Source organism: Polymorphobacter fuscus (assembly GCF_011927825.1).
Classification (GTDB): domain Bacteria; phylum Pseudomonadota; class Alphaproteobacteria; order Sphingomonadales; family Sphingomonadaceae; genus Sandarakinorhabdus; species Sandarakinorhabdus fusca.
Genome location: NZ_JAATJI010000001.1, coordinates 2,447,980 through 2,468,513, shown reverse-complemented (window position 1 = coordinate 2,468,513; position 20,534 = coordinate 2,447,980). Strand labels below are relative to the sequence as shown.

At 67.5% G+C, this 20,534-nt stretch carries 21 protein-coding genes and 1 tRNA gene; 11 read left to right on the top strand and 11 right to left on the bottom strand.

Translation table 11 applies throughout. The features are described from left to right. Positions 1–12 precede the first annotated feature (12 nt). From GGQ62_RS11835 to ahcY, 6 genes are read right to left on the bottom strand one after another with little or no spacing between them, the layout of a single operon-like run. Entirely contained in the window at positions 13–789 is a 777-nt protein-coding gene (locus GGQ62_RS11835) for a nucleotidyltransferase family protein (RefSeq protein ID WP_152577142.1), read from the bottom strand. Continuing rightward, positions 786–1,772 carry an aminoglycoside phosphotransferase family protein gene (locus GGQ62_RS11830; RefSeq protein WP_152577143.1) on the bottom strand — a complete coding sequence of 329 codons (987 nt, stop codon included), beginning with the start codon at positions 1,770–1,772 and terminating at the stop codon, positions 786–788. The genes GGQ62_RS11835 and GGQ62_RS11830 overlap by 4 nt, the downstream gene beginning before the upstream one ends. Next, positions 1,769–2,215, bottom strand: a complete 447-nt coding sequence (tsaE, locus tag GGQ62_RS11825; RefSeq protein WP_152577144.1) for a tRNA (adenosine(37)-N6)-threonylcarbamoyltransferase complex ATPase subunit type 1 TsaE — start codon at positions 2,213–2,215, stop codon at positions 1,769–1,771. Before tsaE ends, GGQ62_RS11830 begins: the two co-directional genes overlap by 4 nt. Then, positions 2,215–2,628 carry a type II toxin-antitoxin system VapC family toxin gene (locus tag GGQ62_RS11820; protein WP_152577145.1) on the bottom strand — a complete coding sequence of 138 codons (414 nt, stop codon included), beginning with the start codon at positions 2,626–2,628 and terminating at the stop codon, positions 2,215–2,217. The genes tsaE and GGQ62_RS11820 overlap by 1 nt, the downstream gene beginning before the upstream one ends. Continuing rightward, positions 2,625–2,894 carry a hypothetical protein gene (locus tag GGQ62_RS11815; RefSeq protein WP_152577146.1) on the bottom strand — a complete coding sequence of 90 codons (270 nt, stop codon included), beginning with the start codon at positions 2,892–2,894 and terminating at the stop codon, positions 2,625–2,627. Before GGQ62_RS11815 ends, GGQ62_RS11820 begins: the two co-directional genes overlap by 4 nt. A 60-nt stretch (positions 2,895–2,954) precedes the next feature. Further along, positions 2,955–4,415, bottom strand: coding sequence for an adenosylhomocysteinase (gene ahcY / locus GGQ62_RS11810; protein WP_153401184.1), 1,461 nt, complete (start codon positions 4,413–4,415; stop codon positions 2,955–2,957). A 142-nt stretch (positions 4,416–4,557) separates the two neighbouring features. On the opposite strand from ahcY, the gene GGQ62_RS11805 reads away from it, so the two are divergent. Next, positions 4,558–5,457, top strand: coding sequence for a mechanosensitive ion channel family protein (locus tag GGQ62_RS11805; RefSeq protein WP_152577148.1), 900 nt, complete (start codon positions 4,558–4,560; stop codon positions 5,455–5,457). An 84-nt stretch (positions 5,458–5,541) separates the two neighbouring features. After that, a complete protein-coding gene (locus GGQ62_RS11800) occupies positions 5,542–7,671 on the top strand; it encodes a prolyl oligopeptidase family serine peptidase (RefSeq protein ID WP_152577149.1) in 2,130 nt (709 codons plus the stop codon). Between the two features lie 52 nt (positions 7,672–7,723). Here the strand turns inward: GGQ62_RS11800 and GGQ62_RS11795 are convergent, their stop codons facing one another. After that, complete coding sequence (locus GGQ62_RS11795) at positions 7,724–8,491, bottom strand: inositol monophosphatase family protein (RefSeq protein ID WP_152577150.1); 768 nt, start codon at positions 8,489–8,491, stop codon at positions 7,724–7,726. Between the two features lie 53 nt (positions 8,492–8,544). Between GGQ62_RS11795 and GGQ62_RS11790 the strand changes: the two genes are divergently transcribed. From GGQ62_RS11790 to GGQ62_RS11780, 3 genes are all read left to right on the top strand, one after another. Beyond that, a complete protein-coding gene (locus tag GGQ62_RS11790) occupies positions 8,545–9,291 on the top strand; it encodes a DUF72 domain-containing protein (RefSeq protein WP_152577151.1) in 747 nt (248 codons plus the stop codon). Positions 9,292–9,352: 61 nt separating this feature from the next. Continuing rightward, the gene (locus GGQ62_RS11785) at positions 9,353–11,581 is read left to right on the top strand and encodes a transferrin receptor-like dimerization domain-containing protein (RefSeq protein ID WP_152577152.1); all 2,229 of its coding nucleotides are present in this window, start codon (positions 9,353–9,355) and stop codon (positions 11,579–11,581) included. A 74-nt stretch (positions 11,582–11,655) separates the two neighbouring features. Further along, positions 11,656–12,120 (top strand): DUF4126 family protein, encoded by a 465-nt coding sequence (locus GGQ62_RS11780; RefSeq protein WP_152577153.1) that lies wholly within the window; start codon positions 11,656–11,658, stop codon positions 12,118–12,120. An 83-nt stretch (positions 12,121–12,203) separates the two neighbouring features. On the opposite strand, the gene GGQ62_RS11775 is transcribed toward GGQ62_RS11780, so the two are convergent. Together GGQ62_RS11775 and GGQ62_RS11770 are read right to left on the bottom strand one after the other, a co-directional pair. Further along, positions 12,204–14,600: a serine/threonine-protein kinase gene (locus GGQ62_RS11775; protein WP_152577154.1), complete on the bottom strand. Its 2,397-nt coding sequence runs from the start codon at positions 14,598–14,600 to the stop codon at positions 12,204–12,206. Next, positions 14,597–15,154: an ECF-type sigma factor gene (locus GGQ62_RS11770; RefSeq protein WP_152577155.1), complete on the bottom strand. Its 558-nt coding sequence runs from the start codon at positions 15,152–15,154 to the stop codon at positions 14,597–14,599. The genes GGQ62_RS11775 and GGQ62_RS11770 overlap by 4 nt, the downstream gene beginning before the upstream one ends. A 193-nt stretch (positions 15,155–15,347) precedes the next feature. Between GGQ62_RS11770 and GGQ62_RS11765 the strand changes: the two genes are divergently transcribed. After that, positions 15,348–16,040 (top strand): PEPxxWA-CTERM sorting domain-containing protein, encoded by a 693-nt coding sequence (locus tag GGQ62_RS11765; protein WP_243446624.1) that lies wholly within the window; start codon positions 15,348–15,350, stop codon positions 16,038–16,040. A 27-nt stretch (positions 16,041–16,067) separates the two neighbouring features. Here the strand turns inward: GGQ62_RS11765 and GGQ62_RS11760 are convergent, their stop codons facing one another. Continuing rightward, complete coding sequence (locus tag GGQ62_RS11760) at positions 16,068–16,874, bottom strand: class I SAM-dependent methyltransferase (RefSeq protein ID WP_167649596.1); 807 nt, start codon at positions 16,872–16,874, stop codon at positions 16,068–16,070. Positions 16,875–16,960: 86 nt separating this feature from the next. On the opposite strand from GGQ62_RS11760, the gene GGQ62_RS11755 reads away from it, so the two are divergent. From GGQ62_RS11755 to GGQ62_RS11735, 5 genes are all read left to right on the top strand, one after another. Beyond that, positions 16,961–17,710: a ComF family protein gene (locus GGQ62_RS11755; protein ID WP_152577156.1), complete on the top strand. Its 750-nt coding sequence runs from the start codon at positions 16,961–16,963 to the stop codon at positions 17,708–17,710. 61 nt (positions 17,711–17,771) lie between these two features. Beyond that, complete coding sequence (grxC, locus tag GGQ62_RS11750) at positions 17,772–18,029, top strand: glutaredoxin 3 (RefSeq protein ID WP_152577157.1); 258 nt, start codon at positions 17,772–17,774, stop codon at positions 18,027–18,029. Positions 18,030–18,040: 11 nt separating this feature from the next. After that, positions 18,041–18,859: a carbon-nitrogen hydrolase family protein gene (locus tag GGQ62_RS11745; protein ID WP_152577699.1), complete on the top strand. Its 819-nt coding sequence runs from the start codon at positions 18,041–18,043 to the stop codon at positions 18,857–18,859. Beyond that, positions 18,856–19,257: a DUF1178 family protein gene (locus GGQ62_RS11740; protein WP_152577158.1), complete on the top strand. Its 402-nt coding sequence runs from the start codon at positions 18,856–18,858 to the stop codon at positions 19,255–19,257. The genes GGQ62_RS11745 and GGQ62_RS11740 overlap by 4 nt, the downstream gene beginning before the upstream one ends. A 48-nt stretch (positions 19,258–19,305) precedes the next feature. Then, a tRNA-Arg gene (locus GGQ62_RS11735) sits at positions 19,306–19,382 on the top strand. Between the two features lie 143 nt (positions 19,383–19,525). Here GGQ62_RS11735 and GGQ62_RS11730 read toward each other — a convergent pair. Then, on the bottom strand, positions 19,526–19,861 hold the full coding sequence (locus GGQ62_RS11730; protein WP_152577159.1) for an effector-associated domain EAD1-containing protein: 336 nt from the start codon (positions 19,859–19,861) through the stop codon (positions 19,526–19,528). Positions 19,862–20,534 lie beyond the last annotated feature (673 nt).

Below are 20,534 nucleotides of genomic sequence, written 5' to 3'. Positions count from 1 at the left end.
CCAGCGAGAGCGTCAGGCGGTGGCAAGCAGGGTTTCGGTTTCGCCGACACTCGCCGGCGTGCCGACATGGAACCACAGGCCCTGGTGAACGGCGCCATAGATCCGGCCGGTGGCGAACGCCTTGTTCCAGGCGCGCCACATCGAAAAGGGCTCGACGGGTTCGCCATCGAACAGCTGCTTGGAAATCAGCTGGATGCCCGAATAGACGAAGGGCGCGATGCGGAACTCGCCGCGCGGAGTCACCACGCCATTGGGATCGAGGTGAAAATCGCCGCGGCCTTCATAGCCCGACGCGCGCGCCAGCGGCACCAGCAACAGCAGCGCGTCCATCATGTCGGGGTTCCAGCGCTGCGCCAGCAGGCGCAGCGTGTCGGTGGAACCATCGATCCACATATTGTCGGCGTTGATGACGAAAAAGGGATCGGCATCGATCAGCGGCAGGGCCTTGGTGATGCCGCCGCCGGTTTCCAGCAGCTGGCCGCGTTCATCCGACACACGGATGGCGAGCGGGCCGGGATTTTCCTGGCGCCGGGCGGCCACGGCGGCATCGATCTGGTCGGCGAAATAATGGGCGTTGACGATGGCCGTGGCGATGCCGGCCTTTTCGACGCGATCGAGAGCGCGGTCGAGCAGGGTGCGGCCGGCGACTTCCACCAGCGGCTTGGGGCGGGTGGCGGTGAGCGGGCGCATGCGCTTGCCAAGGCCCGCCGCCAGCACCATCGCCGATTGCGGCATGTCGACGGCGATGTGCGGGCGGATGGCGAGCGGGGCGCGGCTGCGCGGCGTCATGCGGCCACCCTGACGCCGAAGCGGGCAGCCGCCGGCACGCTGGCGGCGAACCAGGCGGCGACACCGGCAAGCGCCGGACGTTCGAGGTTGCGGGTGACGAGTTCCCACAGCCGCGGGTGATAGGCGGCATAGGCGGCCTTGCCGTCACGCACGTAAAGCCGGGTGAAAACGCCGAGGATCTTGATATTCCGCTGGGCGCCGAGAATGTCATAGGCCGTGCGGAATGCGGGCGCATCGATACCCGCCGCGCTTTGACCCCGCGCCGCGATATAGCGGTCGAGCATCGCTGCCTCGACATCCGGCGAGACGATGCGACGGACGTCCTGGAGAAGCGAGACGAGATCATAGGCCGGATGGCCGGCGAGCGCGTCCTGGAAATCGAGCAGGCCGAGCCCGCGCAGTCCTGGGCGGTCGATGATCATCAGATTGTCGGCGTGATAATCGCGCAGCGTCAGCACCCGCGGGCCAGCGAGGACGGCGGGCCACAGGGGCGCCCAGGCGGCGTCATAGCCCGGCGCTTCCGCCACGCCGACAGCGGGCAGATACCAGTCCGGGAACAGCCGCGCCTCGCGCAGCAGCTCGGACTCGGCATAGGGCGGCACATCGCCGGCGGGGTGGTCGTGGAGCGCGGCGAGGATATCGACGGCCGCGGCATAGACCGCGTGTTCCAGCGAAGGATCGCGTGCCAGCGCCGGGCCGACGCGGTCGTCGCCAAAGTCCTCGAGCAGGATCAGCCCCGCATCGAGATCGACAGCCAGCGGCTGCGGCGCCGAAAACCCCAGCGAATCGAGCTGTTTGCCGATGGCAAGGAAGGGACGCGAATCCTCCTTGTCCGGCGGCGCGTCCATCAGCACCGCGGTGCTGTCAACGCCGTGAATGCGAAAATAGCGGCGAAACGAGGCGTCGCCGGCCAGCGGCGCAATGCGGGCGCCGCCCCAGCCGTGGCGCGCGAGAAAGGCCGGCGCGGCGGCTGGCGGAATCATGGTTTGAAAAGCTGCGGCCACCGGCCTTCCCAAGCCTTGGGAACGATCGAAGTCAAGTGCCTTGGCGCGTCGCCGCTACCCGAAATCGTCAGGCGAAGCGCCTCGCGCGGCAGGCGGTCACCAAGCCGTTCCGGCCATTCGATGACCAGCGCCGCATCGGTTTCGAACAGGCCGAGCGCCTCGGCATCGTCCGGGCTGTCGAGCCGGTAAAGGTCGACGTGCCAGACGGGCACGCGGACGTCGGGGGGATCATAGCTCTGGACGAGAGTATAGGTCGGCGACGGGACTTCGCCGGGCCAGCCGAGCGCGGCGATCAGCGCCCGGGCAAATGTCGTCTTGCCGGCGCCGAGATCGCCGGACAGGGCGATGATGTCGCCCGGGCGCAGCACTGCCGCCAGCGTAGCGGCAAGGCCGGCCAGGGCGGCTTCGTCGGCGATGCGCATCAGAAGCGCCGGCTGGCGGGGTGGAGGTCGGCGTCGGTGGCGGCAAAGTCCTTGCCGGTACACAGGATGGGAAGTCCGGTGGCGCGGGCGACGCCATAGACCATCAGGTCGAGCATGTTGAGCGGGCCCGCGCGGCCGTTGCCCGAACCGAAGACTTCGTTGGCAACGACGGCAGCCGCGGCATCTTCCGGGCCGAAAGGGAGAATCTGGAGGCCGAATGCCTCGACCAGTGCCTGAACCCTTGCATCGGGGCGGTTGCCGATGGTTGCCATGACGCGGTTCAATTCGACAAATGCCGGCGCCGGCAAGCCGGCCGGTTCATCCACCAGTGCTGCCTGCATCATGGCGTCGCCATCTTCGGCCTTGATGATCGCCACCAGTGCCGAAGTGTCGACGATGAGCCTGACCGTCAACGCGGATTGCCGCCTTCGTCATATTCGCGCGCGTCGAATTCCGCCATCGTCGGGATATCGGTGCGCTCGCGCAGCTGGTCGAGGATGGCATTGATACGCGCCACCCGATCGGCTCGCTCATCGGGCAGGGTCGGCAACGGCATTGCCTCCAGCGCCTCCTCGATCACCTGGGCCTGGCTGCGGCCGTCGCGGGTCAGGGCTGCCAACCGCGACGCGGCGCGGTCGGAGCGAATGGTGATCGGCTGCTGGGCGCGGCGGGGCTGCATGGCGGCAGTCTACTCGACCGTGCTTGCACGCGCAAGTTGCGTGCAAGCACGGTCGCTGTATCAGTAGCGGTAATGATCCGGCTTGAAGGGGCCGCTGGTCGAAACGCCGATGTAGCCGGCCTGCTTGTCGGTCAACTTGGTCAGCTTCACGCCGAGCTTTTCGAGGTGAAGCATCGCGACCTTTTCGTCGAGGTGCTTGGGCAGGACATAGACTTCGTTCTTGTATTCGTCCGCCTTGGTCCACAGCTCGATCTGCGCCAGCACCTGGTTGGTGAAGCTGGCCGACATGACGAACGACGGGTGGCCGGTGGCGCAACCGAGGTTGACCAGGCGGCCCTTGGCAAGGACGATGATCTGGTTGCCTTCGGGGAATTCGACGATGTCGGTGCCCGGCTTCACTTCGGTCCATTTATAGTTCGACAGGGCGGCGATCTGGATCTCGCTGTCGAAGTGGCCGATGTTGCAGACGATGGCGTTGGGCTTCATAGCCTTCATGTGCTCGGCGGTGATGACATCGGCGTTGCCGGTGGCGGTGCAGAAGATGTCGGCGCGGGTCACCGCTTCTTCCATGGTGACGACTTCAAAGCCTTCCATCGCCGCCTGCAGCGCGCAGATCGGATCGATTTCGGTGACCATGACGCGGGCGCCGCCGTTGCGCAGCGACTGCGCCGAACCCTTGCCGACATCGCCGAAGCCGGCGACGCAGGCGACCTTGCCGGCGAGCATGACATCGGTGGCGCGGCGGATGGCGTCGACGAGCGATTCCTTGCAGCCATACAGATTGTCGAATTTCGACTTGGTGACGCTGTCGTTGACGTTGATCGCCGGGAACGGCAGCTCGCCCTTCTTGGCGATTTCATAGAGGCGGTGGACACCGGTGGTGGTTTCTTCCGACACGCCCTTCAAATTCTTGACAGTTTCGGTCAGATAGCCGGGGCGCGCCTTGATGAAGGCCTTGAGCGCGCGCTGGAATTCGACTTCTTCCTCGTTCTCCGGCTCGCCGAGCGTGGCGCCGGCTTCGAGCTTGGCGCCCCACAGCGCGAACATGGTGGCGTCGCCGCCATCGTCGAGGATGATATTGGCGGTCTGGTCACCCCAATCGAAGATGCGGCCGACATAATCCCAATAATCGGCAAGGCTTTCGCCCTTGATGGCGAACACCGGCACGCCGGCGGCGGCGATGGCGGCGGCGGCATGATCCTGGGTCGAAAAGATGTTGCACGTCGCCCAGCGGACATCGGCACCCAGCGCGGTCAGTGTTTCGATCAGCACCGCGGTCTGGATGGTCATGTGCAGCGACCCGGTGATGCGCGCGCCCTTCAAGGGCTGCGACGCGCCGAATTCGTCGCGCAGCGCCATCAGGCCCGGCATTTCGGTTTCGGCGATCTGGATTTCGCGGCGACCAAAGCCGGCAAGGCCGATATCGGCGATGACATAATCGGTAAGGTCGGACTTCACTTGGGTTGCCACGGCACAATTCCTGCTGTTCGGATCCGGTGTTCGGACGTTGCCCCGCGACATAGGCGCGACCCGCCTTCAGGGCAAGTATAAAGATATCTTTATATGATGTGGGCGCTGCAGCGCGGCTGCCAGCGATCTATACACCATGGCCGAAACGAGCTTAGGCTTTCACCTTATCCGCGGCGATTCGGGGGAGTGAGCCATGGAAACAACGGTGAGCGAAGTCAGCATCTGGTCGGCGACGGTCTTGCCGTTCATCACCGCGATCGGGCTCAAGATCGTCGGCGCCATCGTGCTCTACATGGTCGGGCGCTGGCTGATCAGCTTTGCGGTCAATGTCATGTCGCGCGTGCTGACGGCGCGCAATTTCGATCCGACGCTGCAACGCTATCTCGCCAACATATTGGGTGTTGTCCTCAACATCGTTCTCGTTGTCGCCATCCTGGGCTATTTCGGGATGCAGACGACGAGCTTTGCGGCGCTGCTCGCCGGTGTCGGTCTCGCCGTCGGCGCCGCCTGGTCGGGGCTGCTCGGCAATTTCGCGGCCGGGGCGTTCCTGATCATCTTCCGCCCCTACAAGGTCGGTGACTATGTCATTGCCGCCGGAATCGAAGGCACGGTGACCGAAATCGGCCTGTTCAACACCGTCATCACCAGCCCCGACAATGTCCAGACGATCGTTGGCAACGGCAAGGTTTCAAGCGACACGATCAAGAATTTTTCGACGCACAGCTACCGCCGTGTCGACCGCACCGCGCAGCTGGCATTCGGGGTCGATCCACTGGACGCCATCGCCCGGCTGAAACCGGCGCTGGCCGGCATCGCCAATGTCATGGCCGACCCGGCCCCTGATGTGGAGATCATCGACTTCAACGAGCGCGGCACGGTGCTGGCAGTGCGCCCCTATTGCCACACGCGGGATTATTGGCAGGTCACCTTCGACACCAACCGGCTGATCGCGGCGACCTTCGGCGCCGCCGGCTTCCCACCCCCCTTCACGGTCGAGCGCGACCAGCTGGTCATCCTGGACCACGACCTGGATGCCATCGCCGAAGCGGTGAACAAGACACGACCAGCGGCGCCCCCGCCAGCGTCGACCTGACGGGCACGGATTGTTGGCAGGCCGGGCCACCTGTGCCAGAACCTGTGGGCCGACCCGCCAGGGACCAAGCCGTTCAGGAGTTTCATGTCATTCCGTGCCATCGCCGCCGCCGCGTTGATCCTGTCGATGCCTGACGCCAGCCCTGCCGCTCCGCTGGCCTATCCCGTGACCGCCACGGTTCCGCAGACCGATGTGCTGCACGGCGTCACCGTTGCCGACCCCTATCGCTGGCTGGAAGGCGATGTGCGGACGCAAAAGCCGGTGGCCGACTGGGTGGCGGCGGAAAATCGCGTCACCCAGGCGTATCTGGCGACATTGCCCGGCCGCGATGCCCTGAAGGCGCGGTTGACCCAGTTGTTCGACTATGAACGGATCACCCTGCCCGAGGCACGCGGCGACCGGTTGTTCTTTCGCCGCAATTCGGGGCTGCAGAACCAGGCGGTGCTGATGCTCGACGATGGGACGGGGGCATCGCGCGTGCTGATCGACCCCAATATGTGGTCGAAGGACGGGGCGACGGCGCTGGCCGAATGGTCGGCGTCACCCGATGGCAAGCGCATCGCCTATGCCGTGCAGGACGGCGGCACCGACTGGCGGACGATCAAGCTGCTCGACGTCGATTCGGGCAAGGTGATGTCCGACGATCTCGACTGGGTGAAGTTTTCGGGGATCGCCTGGAACGCCGACAGCAGCGGCTTTTACTATTCGCGCCATCCGGCGACGCCCAGGGGCAAGGATTTCGTCTCCGCCGTCTACGATCACAGCGTCTACTTCCACAAGGTCGGCACGCCGCAGGATGCCGACACGCTGGTTTATGCGTCGCCCGAAAACCGCGGTTATTACAATATTGCCGAAACCAGCGCCGATGGCCATTGGCTGGTGATCCGGTCGAGCACCGGCTCCGACGACACTTATGAAGTCCGCGTCAAGGACGTCACCGACCCCGATTTCGCGCTGTTCACGCTGATCGCCAAGCGGACCGACGACTGGCGCTTCGTCGGCAATATCGGCACCTCGCTGTATTTTGTCACCAACGCCGGCGCGCCGAAATATCGTGTCGTCGCCTTCGACAATATCACCCATGTGCCGCGCGATATCGTGCCCGAGGGCAAGGACACGATCACCGGCGCGCATCTGGTCGGCGACCATCTGGTGGTCACGGCGCTGCACGACGCCAGCACGGCGGTGCGCCGCTATTCGCTCGATGGTGTGCCGCAGGGTGTCGTCGCGCTGCCCGGCCTCGGCACTGCGACCGGCTTCGAATCGGGCCCCGGCACCGGGCAGCGGACATCGAACACCGCCTATTATGCCTTTACCAGCTATAATGCCCCGACGACGATCTATCGCTACAATGCCGACACCAACGCCAGCAGCGTCTTTGCGGCACCCAAGGTCGCCTTCGACCCAGCCGATTTTGTCGTGGAACAGCGCTTCTTCACGTCGAAGGATGGCACCCGGGTGCCGATGTTCATCGCCCACAAGAAATCGCTCGACCTGTCGAAGGGCGCGCCGACGCTGATGTACGGCTATGGTGGCTTCAACATCAATGTGTTGCCGGCCTTCCAGGTCGATGCGCTGAGCTGGATGGAGATGGGCGGCGTCTATGCCGAGGTGACGCTGCGCGGCGGCGGCGAATATGGCGCGGCGTGGCATGACGATGGCAAACTGCTGAAAAAGCAGAATGTCTTCGATGATTTCATCGCCGGCGGCGAATATCTGATCGCGTCGGGCATCACGCCCAAGGGCGGCCTTGCCATCCAGGGCGGGTCGAACGGCGGGCTGCTCGTCGGCGCGGTCGTCAACCAGCGGCCGGACCTGTTCGCCGCCGCCCTGCCCGCCGTCGGCGTGATGGACATGCTGCGCTTCCCGCTGTTCACGGAAGGGCGGACCTGGACCGATGATTATGGCGACCCCGCCGACGCGGTGCAGTTCCGCAATCTTTACGGCTATTCGCCCTATCACAACATCAAGTCGGGCAAGGACTACCCGGCGATTCTGGTGACGACGGCGGATACCGACGACCGGGTGGTGCCGGGCCACAGCTTCAAATATGCAGCGGCGCTGCAGGCCGCCAAAATCGGTGACAAGCCGCACCTGATCCGCATCGAAACCCGCGCCGGGCACGGATCGGGCAAGCCGACATCGAAGCAGATCGACGAGATCGCTGACCTGTGGAGCTTCATCGGCTATTGGACAGGGTTGACGCGGAAATAGGCTTACACAGGGCCAGCACAACTCCGCTCGGGATGAGCGGCCTGGTGAAACCTCAACGCGCCAGCATGTCATGCACCGCTTCCGCGACGCGCGCATCGCCGGCCGCGATCACCCGGCCGTCGCTGCCCTGGCGCAGCGGTGCCCCCGACCAGTCGGTCATCACCCCGCCGGCGCCGGTCACCACCGGCACCAATGCCGCCCAATCATGGATCTTCAGCCAGGATTCGACGACGAGGTCGAGGTGGCCCGCGGCGACAAGGCCGTAGTTGTGGCAATCGCCGCCGAACAGCGTGTCGGCGACCTGGCCGCGAAGAGCCGCGAAGCGTGGCAGGTCGGCCGGGTCGAACAGGAACGGGCTGGTCGATCCCAGCCGCGCCGCAGCCAGCGTATCGCAGGCGCGGGCGTGGACACGCGCGCCGTTGAGCGTCGTCGGATGGTCGGTGCCGCCAATCCAGCGATCGCCGATGATGCACTGGTCGATGACGCCGAGCACCGGCACGCCGCCTTCCATCAGCGCGATCAGCGTGCCGAACAGCGGCCGGCCGGCGACGAAGGCCCGGGTGCCGTCGATGGGATCGAGCACCCAGACGCGGTCGGCATCGGGGCGATCGTCGCCATATTCCTCGCCGATGACGCCATCATGCGCGCGGTGCTCGGCGAGAAGCGCGCGGATCGCGGCTTCCGCCTCGCGGTCGGCGATGGTGACGGGGGAGAAATCCTCCTTGGTCTCGACGAGGAAGGGCCGGCGGAACCACGGCCGGATCGCAGCGCCAGCCGCGTCGGCGAGTTCATGGGCGAGGGCGATATCGTCGTCGGTCATGGCTGATCGATAGCCGCTGGCGGTCCTGTCGCCAACCGCGCTAAAGATGCAACATGGCAAGCGGGACGATCCGGGTGGGTGTCGGCGGCTGGGATTTCGATCCCTGGCGCGGGACCTTCTATCCCGATGGGCTCGCCAAGACGAAGCAGCTGGAATATGCGGCCGGGCGGTTGACCGCGGTCGAGGTCAATTCGACCTTCTACAGCAGCCAGAAACCGGCGACCTTCGCCAAATGGGCCGCGGCGGCGCCTGACGGCTTTCGCTTCGCATTGAAGGCATCGCGCTATTGCGTGACGCGCAAGAAGCTCGCCGATGCCGGCGAATCGGTCCAGCGCTTCGCCGAACAGGGCCTGACCGAGCTGGGCGACAAGCTGGGGCCCATCCTGTGGCAGTTCGCGGCGACGCGGGTGTTCGATGCGGACGATATTGCCGCCTTTCTTGCGCTGCTGCCCGCCCGCCAGGACGGCGTGCCGCTGCGCCATGCCATCGAACCGCGCCACGACAGTTTTCGCGACCCGGCGTTCATCGCCCTGGCCAGGGCCGCCAACGCTGCCATCGTCTTTGCCGATTCCGATGACTACCCTTGCATCGATGCTGCCACCGGCGATTTCGCCTATGCCCGGCTGCAGCGCAGCACCGAGGATTGCGCGACCGGCTATGATGCCGCGGGGATCGACGGCTGGGCCAAGGCGGCGCGCGGCTGGGCCGAGGATGGCCGCGACGCCTATGTGTTCTTCATCGCGGGCGCCAAGGTGCGCAATCCGGCGGCGGCGACGGAATTGATCGCGCGGCTGAAATAAAACACCCTTTCGGACGAGGCGGGTCCTGTGCCACGATGGCGGGGCACATCAGGGGGATGACATGACGGTTCTGAAAACGCTGGCGCTTGCGGCGCTGCTCGGCACATCGGCGATGGCGCAGGTCACCCCGCAGCAGGCGGCGCTGGAAAAGACGCTCGATGCCGGCATTTCGTCGGCCGACCAGATGGCCTGGTTGAAGCAGATGTCGTCGGCGCCCAACCATGTCGGGTCGGCGCACAACAAGGAAAATGCCGAGTTCCTGCTCGCCAAGTTCAAGGAGTTCGGCTGGGACGCGAAGATCGAGCAGTTCGACGTGCTCTACCCGACGCCGATCAGCACCACGCTCGAGATCACCGGTCCCAACCCCGTCAAGCTGGGCGGCCAGGAGCCGACGATCCCCGAGGATTCGACCAGCGGCAATCTGAAGGACGCGCTGCCGCCCTATGTCGCCTTTCAGGGCGATGGCGATGTCACGGCACCGGTCGTCTATGTCAACTACGGCCTGCCCGCCGATTACGAGGCGCTGGCGCGGCGCGGCATCGATGTGAAGGGCAAGATCGCGCTGGCGCGCTATGGCGGCGGCTGGCGCGGGTTGAAGCCCAAGCTGGCGCAGGAACATGGCGCCGTCGGCACGCTGATCTATTCGGACCCGGCCAATGATGGCTATGCGACGGCCGAAACCTACCCCAATGGCGGCGCCCGCCCCGACACCGGCGTCCAGCGCGGCTCGGTCGCCGACATGACGGTCTATCCGGGCGACCCGACGACGCCGGGCTATGGCTCCGTCCCCGGCGCCAAGCATATCGCCCGCGCCGATGCGCCGACGATCCTGAAAATTCCCGTCCTGCCGATCTCCTATGGCGATGCCAGCAAGATCTTCGCCGCGATGGGCGGGCCGCTGGCGCCCGACAATTTCAAGGGCGCGCTGCCCTTTGCCTATCGCCTTGGCGGCGACGACACGTCGAAGGTCCATCTGGCGGTCAAGTCCGACTGGTCGTTGAAGCCGCTGTACGATGTCGTCGCGACGATCAAGGGCAAGGACCGGCCCGACGAATGGGTGGTGCGCGGCAACCATCATGATGGCTGGGTGTTCGGTGCCTCCGACCCGCTGTCGGGCGACGTCGCCATGTTGTCCGAAGCCAAGGCGCTGGGCCAGTTGAAGAAGGCCGGGTGGCAGCCATCGCGCACCATCGTCTACACCAGCTGGGACGGCGAGGAGCCGATGCTGCTCGGATCGACCGAATGGGCCGAAACCCATGCCGCGGAACTGCAGAAGAAGGCCGTCATCTACATCAACACCGATGGCAACAGCCGCGGTTTCCTGGGCGCCGATGGCAGCCACCAGTGGCAGCATGTCGTGTCGCAGGTCGCAGCCGATGTGAAGGACCCGCAGACGGGGGCCACCGTGCTCGATCGCGCCCGCGCCAAGGTGCGTGCCGATGCATTCGACGGCGCGCGCGTCAACGAGGCGGAGGTCAAGGCCGCCGAAGCCGGGGGCGACCTGCCAATGGGCGCGCTGGGATCGGGCAGCGATTATTCGTCCTTCCTCCAGCATCTGGGCGTGCCGTCGCTCAACATCGGCTATGGCGGCGAGGGCGAAGGCGCCGGCTCCTACCATTCGATCTATGACAGCTATGACCATTTCACCCGCTTCGAGGATCCGGGCCTGGCCTATGGCAAGGCGCTGTCCGAAACCGTCGGCCGGCTGGTCCTGCGCATCGCCGATGCCGACACGCCGCCGGTGCGCTTTACCGATCTGGCGACGACGGTGCGCGGCTATCTGACCGAAGTGAAGACACTGGTCGACACCCGGCGCAAGCAGGACGAAAAGCGCGCCGCGCTGCTGAGCAGCGGCGCCTTCAGGCTGGCCAGCGACCCCAAGGCGCCGGTCACCGCGCCGCCGGCCGAAGCGCCGACCCCGGTCATCGAGATGGCGGCACTGGAAAACGCCGTCGGCCGGCTGGAAGCGAGTGCCAAGGCCTTCGACGCCGCCTATGCCGCCCGCGGGGCCGGGCTGGCGCCGGCGGCGCGCGGCAAGCTGAACGCCGCGCTGATCGGCATCGACCAGGCACTGCTGATCCCCGAAGGCCTGCCGGGCCGCAACTGGTACAAGCACGCCCTCTATGCCCCCGGCCGTTTCACCGGCTATGGCGCCAAGACGCTGCCGGGCGTGCGCGAAGCGGTGGAGGAGCGGCGGTTTGCCGACGCCAATCTCTATGCCACGCGCACCGCGGCGGCGATCGACCGTTTGTCGGCGCGCCTCGATGCGGCGCGGGCCATTATCGGATAGGCCGGGCTTTCTTCCCCGGTGGTGCATCCGCCGGGGCCGCGCAGGCGTTCGTTTCCTGAACACAGGAGAAGATCATGCGTGACGCCATTTTGATGGGTCTGGTCGGTGGCCAGCGAGCGATGACACCGCTGGCGATGGTTTCGGTCGCGGCAGCGCGCGGCGAGTTGTCGGCCGACAATAGTGCCTTGCCCATCCTGTCCCGGCCGATCGTGGCCGCCGGCGCACTGGCGCTGGCGGTGCTCGAAATGGCGGGCGACAAGCAGAAGACCGCGCCGGACCGGATCGTGGCAATCGGGCTGACGGCGCGGTTCATCACCAACGCCGTCGCCGGCGCGGCGCTGTCAACGCGCCGCGACCGTTGGCTCGGGGCCGCGGTCGGCGGGTTGACGGCGGTGGTTGCATCCTATCCGGGCTGGCGGGCGCGGATGGCGGCGATCCCGGTTTATGGCCAGAGCGCGACGGGCTTTGTCGAAGATGCCGCTGTCGTGGCGAGTGCCGCGGCCATCGTGCGCGGCCAGCAACAGGGCGCGCAGGCCTAAAGCGGCTTTCGACCAACTTGGATCACCGTCATCGCCCTGCGGGCGACCGCTGGCGCGATGACCCAAGTTGATCGAAAATCGCTCTAACGCATCGGCCCGAACGCGCTGACCGGGCGTCCGGCGGCACAGAGCGCAAGGTTGCGCGCGAGGCCGGGGCGAAAGCCGGCGTGGAAATCGGTGAGCTTGCCAAGCGCGGCGACGCGGTCGTAGCGCGCGGCGGCCGACTGCCAGCTGGCGCATGCCAGGGTGCGGTCGCCGGCCTGTTTGGCGGCAATGCCCAGGATCATCTCCGAAAATGCCAGGTCGACGCCGAGCGGGGCGCCGCCCTTGGCCACGATCTGGGCGATGCGGGCCTTTTCCCGGTCCACGACCTGCTGCTGCGCGGCGACGCTTTCGCGAAACCGTCCCAGATTGCCGAGATGCTGGGCCCAGGCTTCTCCGATGCTGTGATCGAGCGACACAACGCTGTCGTCGCGGTCCTCGCGGACGCGCAACCGGTCGACAGCGCCCTTCGCCGCCGCGATCAGCCGCGCCGCGGCGGGCGCATCGCCGGCCTGCGACGCGGCGGCAAAGCCATCGAGCCCCGACCAGGCCATCATGTAGAGCAGCGCCGGGTCACCGGGGCGCTGCGCCTCCGCAGCCGCAAAGCCCGCGTGACTTCGCGCCAGGATCGGTGTGCCGCGGTCACCCGTTTCGTCATAGGCATGCGACACGCCTTCGTAATAATCCGCCCATGCCTGCTCGACCGCGCCATCGACACCGTTGCGCAGCAGCGCCGGCCATTGCAGCCGGTCCGCCCGCAATTGCCGGGCGCCGGCCGCCATGGCCTTGGCGTCGGCCTGCTGGTTGGCGATTTCGAGCACGGTGTGCCGGGCGGCGCGGCGGGCCTTGTGCCAATCCGCGTCGCGCGTCGCGACGGGAACCGTGTCCAGTGTCGCCAGGGCCGCGGTGGTGAGCGTTGTCGCTGCCTTGGGGTCCTTGTCCTCCAGCACCGCCAGCAGGGCGCGATCGGCAAGGATTTCGGCCCGCAGCCGGCTGACCAGCGCGCCCGCGGGCAGCGGCGCCAGCAGCGCTTCGGCGGCGGCAAGGTTGGCGGCGGCAGCACGATCGTCGCCCAGCGTCGGCTGGGCGGGCACGCCCTGGACGCGCGCCAATGCGATGCGACCACGCGCCGTTTCCAGGCGGAGGTCGGGCGCCGGGTCGCCGCTGGCGGCAAGGCCGTCGAGATAGCGCTGCGCCTGTTCGGCGAGGTTGGCGCGGGCGGTGGTGTTGCCGGGAATGCGCGCCAGCCGGGCGTTGAGATCGAAGATCAGATAACCGGCAAGGCTGCGCAGTTCGGCAAAGCGCCGCGCCTCGGCCACGCGCGCCGCTTCGGCGCGAGCATAGGACCAGCTGGTCACGCCGAGCGCCGCGACGAGCAGCAGCAGCGCGGCCACGCCGACGCCGACGCCGAGCCGGTGGCGGCGCACGAACTTGGCGAACCGGTAGCGCCGGCCACCACCGCGCGCCGCGACGGCGGCACCGGCGTGCCAGGCACGAACATCGTCGGCGAGCGCATCGGCAGAGGGATAGCGATCGTCGGGGCTTTCGGCGCAGCTGCGGGCGACGATGGCGTCGCGATCGGGATCGCCCGCGTCGAACATGCGCGCGAAAATGGCGCCTAGGGAGTAGATGTCGGACAGGGTGGTCGCCGGCAGCCCGGCGACGCGCTCGGGCGCTGCGAAGCCGGGCGTCAGGCTCAGCGCTTCTGATGGTGAACGCGCCGGCGCGCCCGATGACGATGGCGATGCCGAGGCGGCTGAAGCGGCCGCCGGGGGCCGGGCAATGCCGAAATCGATCAGCTTCGGCGCGCCGGTGGCATCGACAAGGATGTTCGACGGCGTCAGGTCGCGGTGGATGACAAGGTTCTGATGGGCAAAGCCGACGGCAGCGCATACGGCAATGAAGAGCCCGATACGATCGGCGTGGGTCGGCGCGGTGGCCAGCCAGTCGTCGAGCCGCTGTCCGTCGACATATTCCATGACGATATAGGGCGCGCCGGCGGGGGTCTGGCCGCCATCGAACAGCCGCGCGATGTGCGGGTGGGCAAGGCCGGCGAGCGTCTGGCGTTCGCGCGCGAACCGCGCGACGAGCTGGTCGGACAAGGCGCCGGGCCGAATCAGCTTGATGGCGACGACATGGTGAAAGTCGCCGGAATCGCGTTCGCCGCGATAGACGGCGCCCATGCCGCCGACCCCGATCAGTCCTGTAATGCGATACTGGCCGATGCGATCGGGCACCGGCGCGTCGGCCACGGCGCGGGCGGCGGTGCCGGTGCGCAGCCGCCCGGCATCGTCGGCGGCGAGCAGCCGGAGCACGCGCGCCAGCAACTCCGCGTCGTCGCCGCAGCGGTCCCGGGCATAGGCCGCCCGTTCCGCCATCGGCCGGTCGAGCACCGCCTCCAGCACCGCCAGCGCCCGGGCCTCGCGCTGGTCGGTCATGCCGTCGTGAGTTCGGCGAGAAGCCACAGGCGGGCGGCGGCCCAGCGGCGCTTGACCGTCGATTCGGAACAGCCGAGCACCTCGGCGATGTCGCGAAACTCCATCCCGCCGAAATAGCGCATTTCGACGATGTCGGCGCGCGAGCGATCGATCCGGGCAAGGTCGTCGAGCGCCGCCGACAACGCCTCGACCTCGTAATCGGGCGCGCCGATGCCGATTCCGGTCAGCAGTTCGACCTTGTCATGTTCACGTTTCAGCGTGCGGCGCGCGCGCAGATGGTCGAGCAACGCGCGGCGCATCATGGTGGCCGCGAGCGCGAGAAAATGCGCACGATCGGTCCAGGCAATGCGATCGAGCGCGATCAGCCGCAGCATCGATTCCTGGACGAGATCGGCGGTCGACATCGACACGCCGCGTTCGCGGCGCAACAGGGCCGCGGCGGCGCGCTGGAGATCGGGATAGAACAGCGCCAGCAGTTGGTCGCGCGCCTCCTGGTCGCCGCGGCGCCAGCCGGCGAGCAGGGTTTTCGCATCGGGCTCCGCAAGGCTTGCCATGGAATCGCAGCCTAGCCGGCGCGCCGCGATGCGCAACCGCCAGATTAAGCACAGGTTATTTTCGTGCAAATAAATCCGGCCGGACGTGACACGCGCCGGGCCAGAATCGCGCCTTTACCCTCAGACGCGGCGTGGTGGGCACGCTGGCGCAACGCAGCCTCCCGCGACGGAGGGTCACAAAAGGGGTCCGACAGTGCACAAGCGAATCTTTTCCCTGGCCATGCTGATGGCGGGCATCGCCGCGCCGGCGATGGCGGCGACGACGACACTGGATTTTTCCGGCAGCATCTGTGGGCCGACCGGCACGATGGCCTGCGGCAACGGCAGCCAGATCGGCCAGAATTATGGCGATGGCACCGGGATCGACGTCAGTTATCGATCGATCGCCAATGCCACCGGCGCGACCGCCGAGAATTTTCTGAAGCACTGGGCCGGATCCTATGGCGACCTGACCAATGTCGTCTGGGGCGGGTCCGACCCGACATCGACGCGCAGCGAAATCCGGCTGACGCCGCTGGCGGGGTTCGAGGTGGCGTTGCTGCGCTTCGACGCCGGCTGCTACCTCAACCGCGCATCGTGCCAGACGCTCAACTACGACATTCGCAGCATCGGCGGGACGGTCATCGGCAGCGGTTCGACCCCGACGCTGCACCCGTCGCATGCCAGCCTGACGATCAACAGCGGCTATTTCAGCGACGGGATCGTCCTGCAATGGGGCCCCGATGGCTATGACACCGGGCTCGACAACATCGCCTTCGACGTCCGCGCCGTCGGCGCCCCCGGCGCCGTGCCGGAACCGGCGAGCTGGGCGATGATGATCGGCGGGTTCGGCCTGGTGGGGGCCGCCAGCCGGCGGCGGCGCACTGTCCTGACCTGCAGCGCCTGACGGACCGCGAGACCCGGGGGGGGCCGCTCAGACCCGGCGCTGCAGGGCGGCCGCAAGGCTGGTCTTGCCGCTGCCGGGTTTGAGCGGAACGGGTTGGCCCGGGGCCGGCGCCCAGCCGGCAAGATGGATGATCTCCACCGACACCGGCGTGCGGCCATCGCTGTCGGCACGCGCGGCAAAGCGGCGGGCGGCGTCGGCGAGGACGTCGCGGCGCAACGGCGCGCGCGCGGCAAGCGGGCTGCGCGCGCCCATGGCAGTCAGGTCGTCGAGCAGGCGGCCGAGCGACGCATAGCGCACCGTCAACCGCTCCACATCGGTCACCGGCATCGCAAAGCCGGCGCGCTGCAACAAGGCGGCGGCGGCCTGCGCCTCCACCATCGGCGCGGTGCGGGCGGCGGCGCGGCCGGTAAGCGCGACATCGGCTTCGAGCAGGTCGGCCCGCAATTCCGCCAGAGTCATCCCGCCGGCAAAGGCGGCGATGAACAGACCATCGGGACGCAGCACCCGGCGGATCTGCGCGAGCGCGCCGGGGAGATCGCTGACGCTCGCCAGCCCGCCGATGGACAGCACAAGGTCGAACGTCGCATCGGCGAAGGGCAACCGGTCTTCGTCGGCGACGATCGCTGCGGGCGGCGCCAGCGCGACGCGGATGGCGCCGGGCCAGACAGGTGCCGGGCCACCGAGATCGAGCACCGCGGCAAAGTGGCGGGCAACGCCCTGGATGCGCGCCAGCACCTCGTCCGCCATGGCCGCATGGAGAAAGGCGGCGCCTTCGAAGCCGGGTGCACGGTGGCGGCGGCGGCGCAGGGCGCGATCAAAGGGTTCGGCATCCATGCCGGCTTGTCGCCGCCTTTGCCTGGCGGGGCAAGGTTGCGGCGCGGGGTGCTTTTGCTTTCGGGCGGCAACCGTTAGCGTGGGCCATGGCCGCGTCCGACCTCCTCGCCCTGCTGGCGCTTCCGGTGCGGACGATCGTCGACCTGGTGCTGCCGCCGCGGTGCCCGGCTTGCCGGACGATCGTCGATGGCGACGGCCGGTTTTGCGTCGATTGCTGGCAGCAGCTCGACTTCATCACCGCGCCGATGTGCGCGACTTGCGGCACGCCGTTCGAACACGATCGCGGCGCCGGCACGCAATGCGGCGCCTGCCTTGCCGAACCACCGCACTATGCCAGGGCGCGGGCGGCGCTGGCCTATGGCGGGCCGGCACGGACGGTGTTGCTGGCGATGAAGCACGGCGATCGGCAGCATCTGGCGGCGGTGATGGCGCCGCACATGCTGCGCGCCGCCGCCGACCTGCTGGTGCCGGACGCCGTGCTGGTGCCGGTGCCGCTCCACCGCTGGCGATTGTGGCGGCGCGGTTTCAACCAGGCGGCCGTGCTGGCACAGGAACTTGCGCGGCTGAGCGGAATGGCGGTGGACGTGACGGTGCTGGCGCGGGTGAAGGCGACGCCGCCGAGCGCCGGTATGGGGCGCAAGGCGCGCGCGGCGAATGTGCGCGGGGCGTTCCGGGTGGTCGACAAGGCGCGGGTGCGGGGCCGCGATGTGGTGGTGATCGACGATGTGCTGACCACCGGCGCAACGGCGGACGCCTGTGCACGGCACCTGCGCCGGGCCGGGGCGCGCAGTGTCTCGGTCTTGACCTTTGCCCGTGTGGTGCGCGACGTGGGATGAACGGGTGCAACCACGGGGTGGCGGCGGAGGTTTGTCCCCATATGCCGCACAGGAGATGAAAATGGCGAAGATCGAAATCTATACCAAGATGATGTGCCCGTTCTGCACACGGGCCAAGACGCTGCTGACCAAGAAAGGCGCGACGTTCGACGAGATGGATATCACCATGGGTGGACCCCAGCGGGCCGAAATGATCGAGCGGTCGGGCGGTCGCCAGACCGTGCCGCAGATCTTCATCAACGGCACCCATGTCGGCGGCAGCGACGACCTCGCAGCGCTGGAGCGTGACGGCAAGCTCGACGCGATGCTGGCCGCATGACCGAAACGCTGCTGCGCATCGGGCTGGTGCAGCCGACGACGGGGATCGACCCCGCCGTCGAGGCACCGGCGCTGGCGGCAGCGGTGACGGAGCTGGCGGCCCAGGGCGCGCAGTTGATCTTCACGCCGGAAATGAGCGGGCTGGTCGACCGCGACCGGCGCCGCGCAGCCGGTCATGTCCGCCCCGAAGCCGATGACATCGTGCTTGCCGCGGTCCGCGAGGCGGCGCGGGCCAACAAGGTCTGGGTGCATCTCGGCAGCCTGGCACTGGCAGGCGATGGCGAGCGCTTTGCCAACCGCGGTTTCCTTGTCGACGATAGCGGCGCGATCCGTGGCCGGTACGACAAGATCCATCTGTTCGACGTGACGTTGCCGGGCGGCGAATCCTATCGCGAATCGGCCGCCTATGCCCCCGGCGACGCGGCGGTGTGCGCGGCGACGCCCTGGGGCGGGCTGGGCATGACGATCTGCTATGACGTGCGGTTTCCGGCGCTGCACGCGGCGCTGGCCAGGGCCGGTGCCGTGATCCTGGCGGTGCCGGCGGCGTTCACCCGCACCACCGGTGAAGCGCATTGGCACATTCTGCTGCGGGCGCGCGCCATCGAAACCGGCTGCTTCGTCGTCGCGGCGGCGCAGACCGGAACCCACGCCGATGGCCGGGAAACATTCGGCCATTCGCTGGTGGTGGCGCCCTGGGGGGAGATTGTGCTCGACATGGGGACGGCGCCGGGAACGGCGGTGTGCGACATCGACCTGGCGGCGGTGGCGGCGGCGCGCGGCAAGGTTCCGGCGCTGCAGCATGTGCGCGCCTTCGACGTTCTGACAGCGTGATCGTCTTCGATCTCGGCTGCGGCAGCGGCCATGTCTTCGAGGCATGGTTCGGATCGTCCGACGCCTATGAATCGCAGCGGGCGCGCGGGCTGATCGCCTGCCCGCTGTGCGGCAACGCCGACATCGCCAAGGCCGTGATGGCGCCTGCGGTGGCGGCCAAGGGCAACCGCGCGCCGGCGCCGATGGCCCAGCTGCTGCAGGCGCAGCGCGCCATGGAGGCCGAGGCCGATTATGTCGGGCGCGACTTCGCCGCCCGGGCGCGCGCCCTGCACGATGACCCCGCGCCGGCGCGGGGCATCTATGGCGAAGCGACGGCAGCGGAGGCCGCGGCTCTGCATGAGGACGGTATCGCCGTGCTGCCGCTGCCGTTCCGACCGCTGGCGCGATCCGACGCATGACGCGGAACCTTGACGTGCCGGGCCGGCGCCTGCGAAGGCAGATGCCACGCACCCGTAGCTCAGCAGGATAGAGCAACGGTTTCCTAAACCGGAGGTCGCAGGTTCAATTCCTGCCGGGTGCACCAATCACGTGTCCGTTTGCACGGAGCCTGCGCTTTTGTTTCAGATGCCTGCGCTTCGTCAGCCCATTGGCCGCAGAAGCTAGCAGTTAGGCGTGGAGCGCTTTTGCTCGGAATCTGATTATTGGTGTCCGCGCAGTGGTCGGGGTTCAACGCAGTCCCCTGAGCTCTCGGTGGGCAGGGAACTCATCTAATGCCGCGTCGATCAGGCTATCACGCGAGATGTTGCCGCCGCCGCCACCTTGGGAGATCAGGCGAAGCGCGCCGTACCACTGCGCCCGTCCGTTGCCGCTCAGCCTAAGGCGCGAGACGTCGCCACCGGCCCGCAGCCAAATGTCTTGGTCTGTGGGACCGAGCGGGAAGAGATCTGGCAGAATCTGCTCGATGTCCCGATTGCGCTGGTTAACTGCCGGCGAGATCGACTTTGTGCCGCCGTGCGCGAGTGCAACGGAAAAGTTGTCCTCAAGGTCGCTTGCCTTGAACACTGGGTGCTGCCTTCCCGAAACGGACGAGGCCCACATGTTTGGCCGACGGGAAGCGATCGTGCCGCCCGACGACGACGACCCGGCCCCGCCGACCCCGCCTACACCGCCGCGACCGCCGCGAAGGTCTCCGCCGCCGGGCGTCGACGGTGAGGCTTGGGAGCGCGCCGACGAACGGGAGCGCAAGCGCCTGGTCCGCATCGCTCGAGGCTAACAATGATCGCCGGAGGCGGAATGTCTTGCAGCGTGCAAGATCTTGGCCGGTCGGGAAACGAGGATAGAGACGAGTTGCGGAAATTCAGATCGATCTTCGCATCGACCACCGAGCGGCGGGAATGCGGCCCGCAGCCGCTGCAGGCCAGTTCGAGCGCAGCCTCCGTGATGGCGGCGTGATCCCGGGGCGGCGCTGGATCGCATCGGATTGCGAGAATGCACGCGCTGGTCGCAGGAAATGTCGGGACGAAAGCGTGCGGCTTTTCGACGTCAGCAAGAGACGTGCCGGTTCGCCCATCGCATGCCAGGGGCACGAGGCGCGAGGGTTGCCGCGTGACGTCCGCACGACAGCGTGGGTCGTATGGAACGCAAAGCCTGTGGCTCGCTCACATCAAGATTATTGATTGCGGCCGCGCACCGATATCCGTGGCACCGGCGCGCAAGCTGCCTGACTACGGTAGAA

Excerpts from the sequence above, each read along its gene's own strand:
- GGQ62_RS11755 (WP_152577156.1), top strand. The coding sequence starts at position 16,961 with ATGGCCGCGTCCGACCTCCTCGCCCTGCTGGCGCTTCCGGTGCGGACG.
- GGQ62_RS11800 (WP_152577149.1), top strand. The coding sequence starts at position 5,542 with ATGTCATTCCGTGCCATCGCCGCCGCCGCGTTGATCCTGTCGATGCCT.
- GGQ62_RS11815 (WP_152577146.1), bottom strand. The coding sequence starts at position 2,894 with ATGCAGCCCCGCCGCGCCCAGCAGCCGATCACCATTCGCTCCGACCGC.
- grxC (WP_152577157.1), top strand. The coding sequence starts at position 17,772 with ATGGCGAAGATCGAAATCTATACCAAGATGATGTGCCCGTTCTGCACA.
- GGQ62_RS11780 (WP_152577153.1), top strand. The coding sequence starts at position 11,656 with ATGCGTGACGCCATTTTGATGGGTCTGGTCGGTGGCCAGCGAGCGATG.
- GGQ62_RS11785 (WP_152577152.1), top strand. The coding sequence starts at position 9,353 with ATGACGGTTCTGAAAACGCTGGCGCTTGCGGCGCTGCTCGGCACATCG.
- GGQ62_RS11830 (WP_152577143.1), bottom strand. The coding sequence starts at position 1,772 with ATGATTCCGCCAGCCGCCGCGCCGGCCTTTCTCGCGCGCCACGGCTGG.
- ahcY (WP_153401184.1), bottom strand. The coding sequence starts at position 4,415 with ATGTCGCGGGGCAACGTCCGAACACCGGATCCGAACAGCAGGAATTGT.
- tsaE (WP_152577144.1), bottom strand. The coding sequence starts at position 2,215 with ATGCGCATCGCCGACGAAGCCGCCCTGGCCGGCCTTGCCGCTACGCTG.
- GGQ62_RS11760 (WP_167649596.1), bottom strand. The coding sequence starts at position 16,874 with ATGGATGCCGAACCCTTTGATCGCGCCCTGCGCCGCCGCCGCCACCGT.
- GGQ62_RS11805 (WP_152577148.1), top strand. The coding sequence starts at position 4,558 with ATGGAAACAACGGTGAGCGAAGTCAGCATCTGGTCGGCGACGGTCTTG.
- GGQ62_RS11795 (WP_152577150.1), bottom strand. The coding sequence starts at position 8,491 with ATGACCGACGACGATATCGCCCTCGCCCATGAACTCGCCGACGCGGCT.
- GGQ62_RS11835 (WP_152577142.1), bottom strand. The coding sequence starts at position 789 with ATGACGCCGCGCAGCCGCGCCCCGCTCGCCATCCGCCCGCACATCGCC.
- GGQ62_RS11770 (WP_152577155.1), bottom strand. The coding sequence starts at position 15,154 with ATGGCAAGCCTTGCGGAGCCCGATGCGAAAACCCTGCTCGCCGGCTGG.
- GGQ62_RS11790 (WP_152577151.1), top strand. The coding sequence starts at position 8,545 with ATGGCAAGCGGGACGATCCGGGTGGGTGTCGGCGGCTGGGATTTCGAT.
- GGQ62_RS11775 (WP_152577154.1), bottom strand. The coding sequence starts at position 14,600 with ATGACCGACCAGCGCGAGGCCCGGGCGCTGGCGGTGCTGGAGGCGGTG.